Here is a 16,325-nt window from a genome sequence, read left to right on the forward strand (position 1 = left end):
GGCGAGCGCGACCGGCGCGACGACGATGAGCGCGTTGATCCAGCGCTGGCGGCGACGCTCGCGCAAGGCTGCCTGGCGGTCGCGCCGGCGGCGCTCGATCTCCGACTCGCCTTCAGAGGCCGAGCTGGCTGTCGCCGAATCCGCTTCCGTAAGGGTCTTCCCCGGCACTGCCCGAGTCGCTCCGGGATCGTCTTGGAGGGAACTGGCGGATGCACCGGTCGAGGTCGTCTTCGATTCTGAGAGTGCTTCCTTCATAAACTAAGCCTTTGAAGCAATAGTCCGCCATCTGGTTCTGGCGATAACTGGAAAAAACGAGCGTCCGTCCGACCAGGCGTTCCTCGAACAGCGCCAGCCAGAGACGGGTGAAGCGACAGGGCTCGAAAGGCATCGCGCCCTCGATCACATAGACGTCGAACGCAGGCGCCAGCGCCAGCGCGAACGAAAACTCCTGCCTGGCGTAGAGCGGCCAATGCTCCATGGGCCTGGCCAGGCACTTCGGGTCCGTAATCAGGTCCGCCACGAAATCGACGGTGGCATCCGAGTCCAGTCCGTACATCTCGCAGACGAACTCGATCATGCGCAGGCCGTTGGCCTTTCCGCGGATGAAGCCTTGCCGGCCTATCGCCCAGGACACGCTGCCATCGTGCTTGACGAAACCCTGCCGCGGCGGACGCAGGCCACACAGCACATCGATGATCTGCCGGTGCAGCTCCGGCGCCGGCGACAGCAGCGCGTAGCGCCCGACGGGAATGTCCAGGTCGACATTCCTCAACAGGGGCTGCCGGCTGCCGAATGCGTAGGGGTCGTCGGTCACACCATTGAGATGGATCATGGTCGTCGCTCACATCGGCTGCACATTGCTGCGGGCCAGGCGCTCCGCCGCCAGGGCGGCCACCGCCAGGAAGACCAGCGAAGTCAGGAAGTACGCCAGGCTGGCGTCCTGCGACGTATAGCTGCTGAAATAGGCCGAGCGCAGGAGCTGCATGCCATGCGCGAACGGCGACCACAGGAGCCACGGGCGCAGCTGCTCCGGCAGCTGTTCCGAAACAAAGAACACGCCGGAGAATATCTGCAGGAATCGTTCGATGACCGGCGCGAGCCGCAGGAAAAAATGCCAGGCCGTCGCGATCGCGCCGAACAGCACCCCCATCGCGGCACCGCCCGCCCCCATCAGCACCACATACAACATGAATCCCGGCCAACTCACCGGCAGGGTGATAAGGTCCAGCGCGCTGCCCGCGCCGATCAGCACGCCGAATACCGCCAGGTACACCGAGACATAGATGCAGGCCTGCACCAAGGCGCCCATCAGCGGCGTGACGCCCTGGAAGTTCAGCAGTCCCCGCGCGGACACATAACTGGTACTGCTCCGGAAAATGATCTGCCGGAACATGATCCATGTGGTGGCTCCCAGCAACGAGAACGTCGGCACATCCATGCCCAGGATGTAATGCGTTCCCATCAGGAAATACAGCGACGAGATCAGCGTAAGCAGCACCACCGGCCCGACCAGCGCCCATAGCAGCGCGATGCGGCTTTCCCCGTGCATCACGTGCAATTGATAGACCAGCATGGGAATCAGGGTGCGCAGGCGCGGCCGGCCGTCCTCGACATCGCGCGGACGATACCGGCCGTGCAGGGCCCGCATGCGTTCGCGCAGGACCGCGAGATCCGCGGCCTCGTCCCGGGAAAGCTCGATCTCCAGCGCGATATCGTTGCGCGAGGCATGGCGGCGCGCCAGCTGCGCCTCTTCCTGCTTGCGCCGCCGCGCCCGCCGCTCGTGCGCCGCGGCCAGGCGCTCGTCTTCCGCCGCCAGCTTCGCCGGCATATAGCCGGCAGCGAACACGTCCGCCCCCGCGCGGATATCCAGCTCCAGCAGGCGCACCATGATACGCAGGCGCCGTCGGGGGAAGTCGGCAACCGATTCGGCGAAGCCGTTGCGCTCGATCTCCGCTTCCAGTTCGGACTGGACGGCCTCGTACACCGCTCGCCGGGCGGCGACGGTATCGTGCGGGGCGCCGCGCAGGCGCGCGACCAGCCGCGTCAGCACGGCGGCGGGCGAGATCCGGGCGTCGGACAGCGCGGCCAGGTCCAGGCGCCAGGCCGCAATGCCGGCGCCTACCGCGTAGTTCCTGTCCTGCCGGCGGGCGCGCCAGCCCTTGATGCGATCCTCATTGCTCGTCGACACGCTATTGAGTCACCCCGGAGGAACTGGAGCCCGAATCGCTGTCGATGGCCCGCGTGGCGCTGAAGCCGGCGCTCATGGTCACCCGGAATGCCGACAGGACCTTCTGCACCTGGGTAAACGGCGCGTCGGAAATATAGATGGCCTGCCCTTCGCGTACCGTGAACTGCCCCGCCAAGGCCACCTGCTCCGGCCGGGTCAGGTCGAACTGGTAAACGATGGGCAGCGTATCCGGCGCCCCCTTGGTACCGGGCTTGGCGGGGGTGAACAGGAAGACGGAACGGGGATCCGCCGTCTTGTCGTCCAGGCCCTTCGCATCGCCCAGCGCGTCCAGCACGCTGTAGTTGCGCTTGCTGATGGCCACGCGCCCCTGGGTTCCGGCGGCGCCCAGCACGGTCAGGTACTCGCGCGCATCGTGCGCGGTGATCACGTCGCCGGCACGCAGCAGGATATCGTTATCCTGGTTGCGGTAGATATCCGCCAGCCGCACGGACGCGATCTCCTTGCCGCGGCGCAGGGTGATCACGAGCTGCTCGGGGTTGGTCTGCACCGGTGCGGCCAGCGCCAGCGCGCTGCTCAGGCGCTGGGTGGTCTGCGTGATCGGATACATGCCCGGCTTGGTCAGGTTGCCCTGCACCGTGACCATCTGCCCGCGCGCATCGGCGGCCCGGGTCACGCTGACGTCGGAGCCCACCACGAGCTTGCTCAGGCGGGCGACGACGGCCTCATGCAATTGCGCCAGCGTCAGGCCGGCCGCCCGGAATCGTCCCAGGATCGGAAAGTAGAGATTCCCCGAGCGGTCGATCTCCTGGTTGCCCAGGTCGCTGATGCCGGCGGCATTGGCCGCGAACACGCCCAGGCCGTCGCGCTCCCAGACCGTGATGTTGATCCCGTCTCCCGGGACCAGCACGTCGAAGTTGGCATCGCTGGCATCGCGATAGCGCGCGGGGAAATCCATGACGTCGGGCACATTGCTGGCCCGCGCCAGTTCGGGCGAGACCGGCATGACGACGACATCCTTGGCATCGTTGGCCGAGACCATTTCGCTCAACATCGGACCGGAACGCGGCAGCTGGCATCCGGTCAGTGAAAATGCGGCAAGCAGCACCATCACTGGCGCTGCCTTGCCGCGCCGGCCCAGGGCCGGAACGTACGTTCTCATCGAAGACATGGTTTCCAGGATCAGGGAAGACGGCCGGCGGTCAGGCCTCCATCAGGCGCATGCCCCCGAGGTCCATGCGGTCATCGTTGTTGGATACGCCGATGACCGACACGCACAGACTCAGGAACTTGTCCAGCATGGCATTGAGCGAGAACAGCTCCCTTGCCCGCTGGCGGCTATGCTGCTTCAACACCTCGTTGCCGCGGGTCAGGTCGACCATGGACTCGATCTTGTCGCAGGCCTCGTTCAGGTCCGGATGCTCCAGATCGTCCAGCAGGTGGCCCGTCACGTTCTCGACAAAGCATTCGCCCGCCCCGCCCGCCGGCGTGGACACGACAGGTACCCCCAGCAGCTGCGCCTCGATCAGCACGTTGGGCAAGCCTTCGTACCGGGAGAGCAGCACCTTGACGTCCATCTGCGAGTACCAGTACCCGACATGCTTCGACAGGCCGACGAACAGGAGCCGGTCGCCCACGCACAGTTCGTCCGCCAAGGCCACCATGTTGTCGACCAGGCGGCCGTCCCCGACGATGAAAAAGCGCGCCTTGGGCCGCCGCTTCAGGTACATCGCCGCGAGCTTGATCCAAAGCTGCGGACGTTTGTCCGGCTCCAGGCGGAAGACCCCGCCTATCGTCTCGGTGGCGTCGGCCGTGCTGGCCTGGAAGGCGTTCCACTTGTTCTCGTCTTCCGGCGAGGCGTCCGTCGCCAGTTCCGGGACGCCGTTGTAGAGAATATGGAAACGCACCGACGGGATGCCGAGCCATTTCGCGTACTCCTCCGCCGCCGCGCGGCTGTTGCTGACGAAATGCACGCCGGGCACCTGCGCCAGCGCCTGGTACAGCACGGGATACTCCTCGCGGAAGCGGTCCTTGCGTATGTTCGGCGGCAGGCCGCGGAACACCAGGTGTATGGTGGGGACGCCGGCCAGCAGCGCCGCCAGGGCGCCGAACAGGCAGGTGCCGTCCTGCCATAGGCTCACCACGTCGAAGGCATGTTCGCGCAGCAACGGCGTAAGACGCGTCACGCCGTAGTGCACCGGCGGCGGCAGCTGCTCCAGCAGGCGCGTGAGGGAAGGCTCGGCGACCGGCTGGTGCGAGACCGATACCGGCGGCAGCCCATTGATTTCCGTGACCGGGATCTGTGCCTTGGCCAGGACGGGCAGGAAGAAGTCCAGGCCCTGCTTGCGCCCGGAGCCGGCCGGCTCGGTATGCTGCTTGACCAGCACTTCCACCTTCTCCGGCTTGACCGGCATGAAGGCCGGCCGGCGCTCGCCGGACGCGGCCATACGGTGCAGTTCGCCCGCCAGCCGCGTAAGCTGCCGCTCCGCGCCACCCGGCCCCAGGCTGCCCGTGACCAGCGCGATGGAGACGGGATTCTCGGGCGGCTTGGCGTCGATGATGCGGTTCTTGAAATGCAGGATCGCGTGCTTCATCGAGACGATCCGGATGTCCTTGCCGGCCAGTCCTTCCTCCGGCTCGAAGGACCGGTAGAAGGCGTAATCGCTAGCCAGGGCGCTGGCCAGTTCCGCGGCCTTGCTGCCGGGAGCCAGCTGCTCGGCCACGGGTTTGATAGCCTCGTATGCGTCCGCCAGCAATCCGCGCTTGCGCAGGCGCTTGGCGAACTCCACGCGCACGTTGCGGTCGTTGTGGCGTGCGATCAGGCGCCGGAACAGCGCATCGGACTGCTCGTGGGCGCGTATGTCGCTAAGCAGCTTGGCCCGCGCGAACAGCTTGTCCGGATTGCGGGCGGTCCCCGGCAGATAGCGGTCGATGAGCGCCAGGGCCTCGTCGATATGCCGGTCCTTGACGAGCCGCGTCGCGCAATAGCGGACGATCTGCAGGTCGTTGGGGCAATCCTGCAGCAGCGCCGACCATTGTTCGAACATGCCCTCGTTGTGGCCGGCGGACTCTTTCAGCCGCAGAAGAAGAAAGCGGACCTTGGGGTCGGCCATATGGTCGCGCGCCAGCGCTTCCGCGCGCGGCAGGTTGGCCTGCGCGAGTTGAACCCGGCCCGATGCCGCGACGATTCCCTCTAACTGGGCATGAACCCATTGAAGATGGGAGGTACTGTCCTCCTGCTCGGTATCCGGTAGCTGTTTCATGCCGCCTTCCTACGGTTGGCCTTATCGATCCATACCTGGCATCTCTGGATGTAGTGGTCGTACTGTGCGGGGTTCTCCGAGCGCTCCTTGAGCGCTTGCCAGTACGGCAGGGCCTGCTCGAAACGATGCAGGCGCATGGCGCCCACGGCGGCCGCCCGCAGGCCGATGGGATCGTCGGGAACCAGTTCCAGGATCCGTTCGCCCAGGGCAAGACGCTCGATCGCGCTGGACGGATCCAGTGCGCGCGCTTCGGCGTACAGGACCGCCAGCACGCGCCGCTTTTCCTGGGCGACCTCCGGCATCTCCGGCCAGGATTGCGCGATGCGATCCAGCAGTTTCCAGGCGCCCCGGTGGTCTCCCGCGGCCAGCTTTTCGCGCGCGGCGCGTATGGAGCGCGGTCCGAGCCGGCGCAGCTGGCGCTCGGCTTCTTCTTTCGCGCTCTGGTCGGCCGAGGGATGGCCCAGCACCGCGGTGTAGGCGTCTATCGCCTGGCCGAACCAGCCGCCGTTGAAGGCCACGCGCGCGAAATACAGCTGTGTGCTGAACTGGGCGGCGTCGCCGGACGCGGCCAGTTCGAGATGCCGCATGGCGGTCTGCTTGTCGCCCAGCGCATCGGCGGCGCGGCCCCGCATGGCATCGAGCTCGGGGAAGTCCACATGGGTATCGAGCGCGATATCCGTGAGCTCGATCACTTCCTTATGGTTGCCCGCCAGCAGCGCGGCCCGTACGGCCATGCGCATCGCGCGCTCGAACGCGCGCTGCGCGCGCACGCCCGCCAGCGCATCGGGATCCAGCAGGCGATGCGCGAAGATCCGCTCCGCCGCGTCGCGCAGCCGGCCTGCCTCCAGCGCCCGCGCGCCCTCCTCTGCCCACGAGGACGACTGCGCCTGCAGCCAACCGCGGATATCGTCCTGGCCGCTCTTGGGCAGCCCGCATGACACGGCCAGGGCGGCGGCGGCCACCATGTAGCCGCGCCACGACGCTTCCTTGACCAGCTCCAGCGCCTCCGTCTCGGCAAGCGCGGGGGCCTCGGACGCCAGCGAACGCAGGGCCGCGCGATCGCCGGCCATCATCCGGTCGCGCCACAGCACGGCGAATCCGCGGCCATACGAAGGCAGCGCCGCGCGGACTTCCTCCACCCAGCGCAGGACCGCGTCCATGTCGCCGCTGGCCTGGAGCATGGAAAGCACCGTGTCGGCGGCTTCCAGCGCCCATGCCTTGTCGTTGCCCGCAACGCGGAACAGCTGGCGCCAGTTGCCCAGGGCCTCTTCCACATTGCCCAGCTGGCCGGCCGACACCGCCGCGATCCGCAGGATCTCCGGCGTTTCGATCTCGTCGCCCAGCAGGCCGGCCGCCAGCGAATACGCCAGTTCGTAGTGCCCCAGCTTGAAGTGGCTGCGCATCAGCAGCTGTTCGGCCTTGCTGCCCGACGCCACCGCGCCATCGGCGTTTTCCAGCAGCGCGATCGCGCTTTCGTAATCCCCCAGTTCTTCCTGCATCCGCGCCAGCAGCAGCACGTGGTCGGGCAGCCCGGGATGGCGGCGCAGCACGTCGCGCGTGCACCGCGAGGCCTCGCGCAATTCGCCGGCGTCCCACAATTTCTCCAGGCGCTCGGCGCTTTCCTCCGCCGCCAGCCTTGCCACCGTGGCGGGAGGCGTGGACGCGCTCATCCGCGGGCGCATGTAGTTCTTGTACCAGTCGGCGCACAGGCGCTCGGCGAAGAGTTCGGTGTAATGCGTCAGGTCCAGCCCGCCGTTCTCCAGCGCATCGGCTTGCCCTATCTTGTTCATCAGCGGCGTCGGATCGTAGCAAGGCACGCCGATCTTCTGCGCGGCCGCGCCGATGGCGGCGATCAATTGCTGCCGCTGCTCGATCGGCACGTTGTCCGGCGTCAAGGCGTTGACGTGGGTGACGAAGACCACCTTTTCCTTGCCCAGCAGATCGACGAGCTCACGCATTTCGCCCTCGATCTCGTCGTCCGTCAGATCGCGCTTGACGATGCGGGCCAGCAGCTCGCGGTCATCGGCGGGCAGGGCCTTGAAGACCGGGTCTTGCTCCAGCGCGGCGCGCCGCTCCGCGAGCTTGTCCGGGGCGGCGAGCGTCCAGAACATCCGCGCGCGCCCACGGTCGGCGAAGAACTCGCTGAAGTAGCGCACCAGATAGTTGGACTGGATGGGATATTGGTCGATGGTCAGCAGCTTGCGGGAGGACAGCTCGACCATGTACAGGTCCGCGGGTTCGTGCGTCCCGCGGCGGGCCTGTTCGCCATTCGACGGCCGGAAGACCAGCCGCTGTACGTCGGCGGGAATATCGCGCTGGCCGTACATGAATCGCGCTTGCTGCAGCGCTTCGGTGCTCGTATGCACGAAGCCGTAGTTGCGCCCCAGCTGCAGCTTCAGCGGATAGCGGCCTACCGCATCGCGCAAGGGCGTATGGATGCGGCAGGTTCCAATCGGAGCGATCGTGAAAGTAGCCATTCAGGGTCACCTGTAGTGATGGGTTGACGGCCCGAACCTAGAGAGTCCAGTACAAGAGATCGGGCGAAAGCCGCTTGCTATCGAGCACCGACTTCAGGTCGCAGACCATGCCGCCGCGCTTGACCAGCCCGGGCAGGTCATCCCAGATGGATTCCATGGTCTGGCGATGCGGGACGGCCAGGATCAGCACGTCCATGTCCTTGAAGTCCCGGCGCTCCACGAGCTTGATGCCGTACTCGTGCTCCATCTGCTGGGGATCGACCATGGGGTCGCAGGCGACCGGCTTGATGCCGTAATCGCCCAGGGCGTTATACAGATCGACCACCTTGGAGTTACGGATGTCGGGGACGTTTTCCTTGAAGGTCATTCCCAGGATGCCGACGCGGGTCGAGCCATTGAGGCGGCCGTTGCGGGCCAGCACCTGCACCACCCGCGACGCGACGTGTCCCGCCATGCCGTCGTTGATCCGGCGCCCGGACAGGATGACCTCGGGGTGGTAGCCCAGCTCCTGCGCTTTCGAGGTCAGGTAGTACGGATCCACGCCGATGCAGTGGCCGCCCACCAGTCCCGGCGTGAAACGCAGGAAATTCCATTTGGTTCCCGCGGCGGCCAGCACTTCCGACGTACGGATGCCGACCAGGTCGCAGATCTTGGACATCTCGTTCATCAGCGCGATATTGATGTCGCGCTGGGTGTTCTCGAGCACCTTGGCGGCCTCGGCCACCTTGATGGAAGAGGCGCGGTGAACCCCCGCCTCGATGATCTTCTCGTAGACGCCCGCGATGATTTCGAGCGCCTCGTCGTCCTGGCCGGATACGATCTTGACGATTTTCTCGAGCGGATGGTCGCGGTCGCCCGGATTGATCCGCTCCGGGCTGTAGCCCAGCTTGAAATCGACCCCGCAACGCAAGCCGGAGGCCTTTTCCAGTTCCGGCCCGCATATTTCCTCGGTCGCGCCGGGATGGACGGTGGATTCGAACACGACGATGCAGCCCGGGCGCAGCACCGGACCTATCGATTGGCAGGCCCGGACCAGCAGCGAGAAATCCGGGTTGTTCTTTTCATCGACGGGCGTCGGGACCGCGACGACGAAGAAATCGCAGCCGTGCAGGTCCCGGACGTCGTCCGTCAGCTTCAGGCCGGAATCGAGCAGCACATGGCGCTCGATTTCTCCTGTCCAGTCATCACCCTCCCTCAGGCGTGCGATACGCCGTTTATCCACATCAAAACCGATGACATCAAAGCGCTTCGCAAGCGCCACGGCAACCGGTAGGCCGACATAACCCAGGCCGCAAACCGCGATTCTCTTTACCACTGTTACCTCACTCTTTGTCATCGTGTCCGGGACACGAGAAGTCGACGCCCATAGACGAAAACCGCACGCCTCCGGGGCGTGCGTACAAGTCCGAGCGCGGGCGCATCGCTAAAAATATTTACAAATAACCGGCGATTCGATGGAGCGGTTTAAAGCCCCAACACACCAGCCCGCGCATCCTGACGCAAAGAAGAGCAATCTCTTTTTCTAAATATGTTGATTACTGTGAAAATGAGTCAGTCTGGGCGCAACAAACCGAGACGGCCGGCTAATGAATTACATTCATTACACGAGACGCAACAAAGCTGATGAGAAAGCTATGTTTAATCGTTTGAAGGCGTATCAATTATTATTGTTTAATCTAAACGTCATGAAACCGCGGGCTGTTGGATTTGTTTATTACCCGCTCTTATCCGCGCGTCATCGCACCCATCGCGCTTAATCCCCGCTATTTACGGAGCCCGTGCCGGGACAGCCACGCTGCGCGCTAATTGAATAGGCAATTAATAAACCCCGACGGGAATAAAAATTGCGTGCCGGGCCGCGCGGTATTTGGCGTAACGGTATTTATAAGCGGCGCGGCGGGATAATCCCGTCGCCCTCTCGCCGGCAGCGCGGGAACGAAACCCGGCAGGGGTGTTTCGGTTATCGATAAGCCGTTATGCGGAGTGGGCGGATTTACCTTGCGCGGGTTTTCACGGCCGCAAACGGGTCGCCGGCGACAGTTTTTTCCAAGGTAAATCCGCCGGATCGACCAGCAAAAGGCCCGGTGCCAACGCGAACATCACATCGGTATCGGGATTCTCGACCAGGCGGTCGAAATCCGCGCGGAAGTGATGGGAACTCTTGACCACCAGGATCTTCATGCTCTCCGGATCGATACCGACCATGCGGAAAAGCTCGCGGTCCTGCGCGCCTATCCTGCCGCTGGCCACGACGATCAGCACGCCGTCGATGGACAGGCACGCGCTCAGGCCGAGCTGGGTGCGAAAGCCCGTCATCTTCGGCCCCTTGAACGTCGCCACGCCATCGGACAGGGCCAGCACCCGGAAGCCGCCCCGCACCGGCGCCTCGCTGGGCCCCGCCGGCGTTTGCACGGACTCGCCGACGGCGCAGTGGATTACCTGGCCCACGCCGGCCCGATGGGCCAGCGCGGCCGCGTCGGGATCGTAGAGCACGCCCAGCGCGACTCGCCCCGGAAAGGCGCGCCCCGCTCCCGCGTCCAACAAGGCATGCAGGACGCCGGTGGTGGAGCTGGTGCCGCCTATGCCCGGGTTGTCCTGCGTGTCGGCGACCACCACCGCTTTAGGGCTGGCGGCGGCACGCGCCAACGCCCGCGCCACCGCCTGCGGCGCCGTCTGCGCCGTCAAGCGCCATTGCAAGGGTTCGGCCACGCGCGCATGCAGCGCCGCGACCGCCTCGCGCGCCCGCTCGCCATGCGCCCATAGCACGGGCCCGCACTCCTCGAAGTCGGAAGCGGGAAAACCCATGCAAAAACTCGACACGGTACCGTAGCGGGCGTCGATGTCCTCCAGCAAGGCGTAGCAGCCCTTGGCGGGTTGCGATCCGGTACCCTGGGAATTTATCGAGATCAGGAAAGGCAGCCGTTCCGACGCGCACGCCTCCCGCCGTCCATGGCGCAGCAGGCGCTCCAGCAATACGGCGGCGCGCTCGCCGGTTTTCACGTAGTCGATGTGGGGATAGGTGCGGAATGCCACCAGCCCATCGGCCAGGGCCAGCATGGCCCGCGTCACATTCGCGTGCAGGTCCAGGCTGGCCACGATAGGCATGTCCGGTCCTACGGCCGCCCGGATGCGCGCCAGCAATTCGCCTTCGGCATCGTCGAAGGACTCGGACAAGGCGGCGCCATGCAGCTCCAGGTAAATCGCGTCGAAGTCCAGTTTGCGCACATCCTCCAGGATGGCGGCGCAAATACGCTCGAACGCATCGTCCGTGATGTAGGAGGACGGCACGGCGCCGCACCACAGGCTGGGTACCAGCGTCCAGCCGCGCGCCCGCGCGTGGCGCGCGAACCCGGTGGCCGACACGTCGACACTCGCCACCATCTCCAGCATCGCCTGGCCGCGCACGGGCTTGGGAAACATCTCGCCGCGCTCGAAGGCGGCCCAGTCCGCGCGGTTGGCGGCAAAGGTATTGGTCTCGTGCTTGAATCCTGCTATTAGTACGCGCATTTCGCATCCCCTGCGGTTTCCTGGTCCTTGGGATTCTTGACTCGCATACCGTGGACAACAACCGATTTATAGTGCGGCAGGCATCAATGAAACTAATGAATCCGGGCAGCGCGCCACCGCTGTCGCCCTCCGAGCTGGCATGGCTGCGGTGCTTCGACGCGGCCGCGCGCTGCGGCAGCTTTACCAGGGCCGCCAACGAGTTGCACGTCTCCCAGGGCGCGGTCAGCCAGCAGGTGAAGAAACTGGAAGACCGCCTGGGGCATATCCTGCTGCTGCGCACGCAGACCGGCCTGACGCTCACGCCCGAGGGCGAACAACTGTTCGCCGCCACCCGGGAGTCCTTCCGCGGCCTGGAGACGGCGGTGCACCGGCTGCATGGCGCGCGCATGGGCGAGCCCGTCAACGTCAGTTGTTCACCTTCGTTCGCGATGTTCTGGCTGACCCTACGGCTGGGCAGTTTCTATCGCGCGTATCCGCACCTGGCGCTGCGCATCGTCGGCGAGTCGGATCGGGTGGACCCTTCGCGCATGGCGCAGGACAACATCGCCGCCGCGGTCCGCTTCGGGCCGCCGGACAGCCAGGACCCCAACGCCGTGATCCTGTTCGACGAATGGCTGGTTCCCGTCGCGACGCCGGCTTTCATGCAGGCGCATCCGGAACTGCGGGAAGCGGCCCACCTGCGCGGCGCCCATCTGCTGCACGCGGCGGACCCCTGGGAAGGCACCGAACCGACGGAAGAATGGGCGACCTGGCTCAAGGCGGCCGATGTCGAACTGCCGCAGGCGGCATTGCGCCAGGGCACCCAGTTCAATCACTCCCTGCTGGCCATGCAGGCCGCACTGGGGGGCCAGGGAGTCGCCATGGGCAGGCTGGCGTTGGTGCTGGGTTATCTGCTGCAAGGCCGGCTGGTCGTGCCCTTCCCGCGCCGGGTGCGCCTGCAGGGCGCCTACCGCTTCATCGGCAGCCCCACGCATCCGGAAACGCCCACTCTTCTCGAATGGCTGCGCGAGGAAGCCGACGTGTTCACGCAGCAGCGCGATGCGCTGTTCGAGAGCGGGCGGATCGCGGCGGCATAGCGGCGGGCGCATTAGCGCCACTGCGGCCGCCCTCAACAATATTGGTTTGTCTCGTCGCAGACAGCGGCCAACAATAACCGCCACAGGACATCCACTGTCCGCGACGATGCAAGGGGAACAGGAAAATGTGGCGTACAAGCATAGGACGTAGTGCAATCGCCGGCCTGACGATGCTGCTGGCTTGCGGCAGCGCGCCGGCCGCCGATACGACGGCCCCCATCCGGCTGATCGTGCCGACGCCGCCAGGCTCGGCATCCGACGCCTTGGCGCGCGCCATGTCGGCCCCCTGGGGCAAGGCCAGCGGACGCGCCATCGTGGTCGAGAACGTCGCCGGCGCCGGCACCACCATCGGCACCCGGCAGATCGCGCGCGCGCCCAAGGATGGCCTGACGCTGGGCGTGATCAGCTCGAACCATACCCTCAATCCCTGGCTGTACAAGAACCTGCCTTACGATCCCATCGCCGACTTCACGCCGATCGCGATGATAGGCAGCGTGCCGGCCATGCTGGTCGCCAATAACAGCCTGGCCGCCAATACGCCGGCGGAGCTCGTCCAATTGTCGAAGTCATTGCCCAAGCCGCTGGCCGAAGGCGTCGTCACCGGGACGGCCTACCACATGGCCAGCGAGGTCTTCAAGGAACAGGCCGGCCTTACCACGAACCCTATTCCCTACAAGGGATCCACCCAGGTGATCAACGATCTGATCGGCGGGAATCTTGACATCGCGATCGTCGCCGCCCAGGCGGTCGCGCCGCTGGTCGCGGCCGGCAAGCTCAAGGGACTGGCAGTGACCAGCGCCGCGCGCAGCGACATGGCCCCCCAGCTGCCCACCTTGCGTGAAAGCGGACTGCCGAAATACGACGTCGATGTCTGGCTGGCGATCGCCGGTCCCGGCGGGCTTTCCTCCGACCAGGTGGCCGCCAGGCGCAAGGAAATCGAAACCGCGCTGGCCGATCCGGACATGAAAAACGCCATGCAGAAGCAAGGCGTGCAGCCCGTCCAAATGGAACAAGCCCGGATCGCGCCCTTCATGCAGCAGGAACTGGAAAGAAACCGGGCCGTGATACAGCGGGTCGGTATCTCGGTGGACTAGCCATGCGGCGCCCGCGCCTGCCTGCCGCGGCAGGCGACCGCAGCCTCGACCTGCCGATGCCCCCTCACGGTACGCGCGGAAATCCATTGCGCGGTCGCCGCGGACACCGCTATTGCTATTGCCTGTCCGCCGCGCACACCGCGATCGCAGCCCGGGCGTGCCGCTCAGGCATCCACCGGCAAGGCAGGATTCCATGCCACTTCCCAGAGATGTCCATCCGGGTCCTGGAAATACCCGGCATAACCGCCCCAGAACGTTTTCGCACCGGGCTTCACAATCCGGCCGCCGGCCTGTTCCGCCTGGGCCAGCGTCCGGTCCACGTCCTCTTCGCTGCGAACGTTATGCGCCAAGGCGAAGCTGGTCGAGGCGCCTGTCGCGGCAGGTAGCCCGGTATCGATGGCCAGATTCTCACGGCCCCATAGCGCCAGCTTCAACCCGGGCTGCATGTCGAAAAAGGCGACTGCGCCGTGTTCGAACTCCGTGCCCACGATGCCCTTGGTCTGCAGCCCCAGTCCATCGCGATAAAACGCGACAGCGCGTTCCAGGTCTTCCACACCGAGCGTGATGAAAGAAATACGCGGCTCCATATGTGGCGGCTCCATATGTTTGTCCCATGCGGACGAAAAAAAAGCACCGCGATCGCTCGCGAGTGCTTTATTTTCCCTGGAATGTCCAGGCGGGAATTCTGGTGGGCTGTGAGTGGCTCGAACACTCGACCTACGGATTAAGAGTCCGCTGCTCTACCAACTGAGCTAACAGCCCGTCTGGGGTACGCCATCGGGCTGGCACCCTGGATTCACCTGGGGTGCGAACCGAAGCGGCGACCTGACGCTACGTCTCCTGGCCATCGACGCAGTAGCCGCGCCGCCAACCAAGAGGCGAAATTATACATAGTTTTATCAGCTCGTCCAATCGCGCCAAGCGCCCGGCCCGACAACGGCGGCCGGCCTGTCGCAGGCTTGCGACAGCGCGCCCCACTGCTCCGCGCCGTTACATGCCGGCGCGCCGCCAACCCATCCGCCATTGTATCGAGGAGCGTATCATCCCTGCATTGCATGCTTGAGTAGCACGGCGGCAGCCATCCCATTCCAATGTTCAGAATCGACCTGCGCCGTCTCATCCTCTGGTTGTGCCTGTGTTCGGTGCTGCTCGCGCTGGGCAACAGCTTCTATGCCAGCTACCGGGTGCAGCGCGACATCCTGCTGAATAACACCCTGGAAGGCAACCGCGCCTACGCCGCCAAACTGGCGACCACCACGGACAACTTCATCAAGACCATCCACCAGGAGCTTGCGTACAGCTCGCGCATGCTCGCGGGCATGGACGTCAACCCGGATCTCGCCGTCGCCGAAACCCGGCGCCTGATGGGGCAGAACGATCATTTCAATTCGGTCCTGGTGGTGGATCCGGCCGGACAAGTGGTGGCCGTGGACCCGCCCGTCACCGGCCTGAAGGGCGCGCGCCTGGACAGCGAACCGGTTCAGCGCGCCCTCGCTTTCCGGCAACCGTCGGTCAGCGAACCCTACCTCGGCGTGACGGGCCGCTGGGTGATCCTCAATTCCCACCCGATATTCGACCGCACCGGCCGCTATATCGGCTTCATCGCCGGCACGCTGTACCTGCACCAGGAAAACGCCCTGCACTTCCTGCTTGGCGAACACTACTACCGTGACGGCTCCTACCTGTACGTCGTCGACCGCACCGGCAAGCTCATCTTCCACCCGGACGCCGGCCGCATCGGCGAAAGCGTGGCGCACAATCCGGTCGTCGAGGACATCATGCGCGGTACGGCGGGCGAGCGGCGGGTGCGCAATACCAAGGGCGTGGACATGCTTACCGGCTACGCCGTCGTTCCCTCCACGGGATGGGGCCTGGTGGCGCAGCGGCCCGTGGAAGGCACGCTGCAGCGCATGGACGACCTGCTGTGGCTGACGATACGCAACACGCTCCCCCTGATGGTCATCCTGCTGATCTGCATCGGCTGGCTGTCCAAGCTGATCGCCCAGCCCTTGTGGCAGTTGGCCCGTGCCGCCAAGCAGATGGACGAACAGGATGCCTCCGATCGCATCCGCAGCGTCAGATCCTGGTACTTCGAGGCCGCCCAATTGAAACGCGCGCTGCTGACCGGCCTGGGCAGCATCCAGCACAAGATGCGCAGCCTGCGGCGCGAGTCGACCACCGATGCGCTGACGGCGCTGCTGAACCGCCGCGGCCTGATGCGCGCGCTGGACGAGTTCGCCGACACCGGCCTGCCCTTCGCGGTCGCGGTCATCGACATCGATAACTTCAAGTCCATCAACGACCGCTACGGGCACGACACGGGCGACGACGTGATCCGCACGCTCGCATCGCTGATGCGCCATGGCTCGCGCAGCAACGATGTGCTGGGCCGCGCCGGTGGAGAAGAATTCACCATGCTGCTGCCCGCGACCTCGCTGGAGGACGCCATGCGGGCCGCCGAACGCCTGCGCGGCGCGATGGAGAACAGCCCCAACCCGACCGGCGGCACGGTCACCATCTCCGTCGGCGTTTCGCGTTATCCGGACCACGGCAAGGACGTGCATGCCGTCCTGAAAGAAGCCGACAAGGCCCTGTATCACGCCAAGAACAGCGGCCGCAACCTGACCTGCGTGGCCGCCCCGGAAAGCCCGCAGGGCTTTCACTTCGCGGCAAAGGAAGCGGCGTAGGTCCGCCGTTGCGCACCTCGCCGTGGACGGCGCCCA

The 16,325-nt window shown here is 65.5% G+C and carries 11 protein-coding genes and 1 tRNA gene; 3 read left to right on the forward strand and 9 right to left on the reverse strand.

Annotation, left to right across the window (positions count from 1 at the left end):
• Positions 1-112: 112 nt before the first annotated feature.
• The 7 genes from BAU06_RS19965 to BAU06_RS19995 all read right to left on the reverse strand — a co-directional run bounded on the left by BAU06_RS19965 (position 113) and on the right by BAU06_RS19995 (position 11,432).
• A complete protein-coding gene (locus tag BAU06_RS19965) occupies positions 113-832 on the reverse strand; it encodes a P-loop NTPase family protein (RefSeq protein WP_066354148.1) in 720 nt (239 codons plus the stop codon).
• A 9-nt stretch (positions 833-841) separates the two neighbouring features.
• On the reverse strand, positions 842-2,188 hold the full coding sequence (locus BAU06_RS19970; protein ID WP_066354149.1) for an ABC transporter permease: 1,347 nt from the start codon (positions 2,186-2,188) through the stop codon (positions 842-844).
• A gap of 1 nt (position 2,189) precedes the next feature.
• Positions 2,190-3,347, reverse strand: coding sequence for a polysaccharide biosynthesis/export family protein (locus tag BAU06_RS19975; RefSeq protein ID WP_066354151.1), 1,158 nt, complete (start codon positions 3,345-3,347; stop codon positions 2,190-2,192).
• 40 nt (positions 3,348-3,387) lie between these two features.
• Positions 3,388-5,448, reverse strand: coding sequence for a glycosyltransferase (locus BAU06_RS19980; RefSeq protein WP_066354153.1), 2,061 nt, complete (start codon positions 5,446-5,448; stop codon positions 3,388-3,390).
• The gene (locus BAU06_RS19985; protein WP_066354157.1) at positions 5,445-7,925 is read right to left on the reverse strand and encodes a hypothetical protein; all 2,481 of its coding nucleotides are present in this window, start codon (positions 7,923-7,925) and stop codon (positions 5,445-5,447) included. Before BAU06_RS19985 ends, BAU06_RS19980 begins: the two co-directional genes overlap by 4 nt.
• A 37-nt stretch (positions 7,926-7,962) precedes the next feature.
• Positions 7,963-9,261, reverse strand: a complete 1,299-nt coding sequence (locus BAU06_RS19990; RefSeq protein WP_082988356.1) for a nucleotide sugar dehydrogenase — start codon at positions 9,259-9,261, stop codon at positions 7,963-7,965.
• Positions 9,262-9,935: 674 nt separating this feature from the next.
• On the reverse strand, positions 9,936-11,432 hold the full coding sequence (locus BAU06_RS19995; RefSeq protein WP_066354166.1) for a M81 family metallopeptidase: 1,497 nt from the start codon (positions 11,430-11,432) through the stop codon (positions 9,936-9,938).
• Between the two features lie 86 nt (positions 11,433-11,518).
• On the opposite strand from BAU06_RS19995, the gene BAU06_RS20000 reads away from it, so the two are divergent.
• Positions 11,519-12,508: a LysR family transcriptional regulator gene (locus tag BAU06_RS20000; protein ID WP_231933915.1), complete on the forward strand. Its 990-nt coding sequence runs from the start codon at positions 11,519-11,521 to the stop codon at positions 12,506-12,508.
• A 125-nt stretch (positions 12,509-12,633) separates the two neighbouring features.
• Positions 12,634-13,602 carry a Bug family tripartite tricarboxylate transporter substrate binding protein gene (locus BAU06_RS20005; RefSeq protein ID WP_082988357.1) on the forward strand — a complete coding sequence of 323 codons (969 nt, stop codon included), beginning with the start codon at positions 12,634-12,636 and terminating at the stop codon, positions 13,600-13,602.
• Between the two features lie 164 nt (positions 13,603-13,766).
• Here BAU06_RS20005 and BAU06_RS20010 read toward each other — a convergent pair whose 3' ends face one another.
• Positions 13,767-14,189, reverse strand: coding sequence for a VOC family protein (locus BAU06_RS20010; RefSeq protein ID WP_066354176.1), 423 nt, complete (start codon positions 14,187-14,189; stop codon positions 13,767-13,769).
• 99 nt (positions 14,190-14,288) lie between these two features.
• Positions 14,289-14,364 (reverse strand) — tRNA-Lys (locus BAU06_RS20015).
• 329 nt (positions 14,365-14,693) lie between these two features.
• Here BAU06_RS20015 and BAU06_RS20020 point away from each other — a divergent pair.
• Positions 14,694-16,289 (forward strand): sensor domain-containing diguanylate cyclase, encoded by a 1,596-nt coding sequence (locus tag BAU06_RS20020; RefSeq protein WP_066354178.1) that lies wholly within the window; start codon positions 14,694-14,696, stop codon positions 16,287-16,289.
• Positions 16,290-16,325: the final 36 nt, after the last annotated feature.

Origin of the sequence: Bordetella bronchialis, from assembly GCF_001676705.1 — a bacterium.
Taxonomy (GTDB): domain Bacteria; phylum Pseudomonadota; class Gammaproteobacteria; order Burkholderiales; family Burkholderiaceae_B; genus Bordetella_C; species Bordetella_C bronchialis.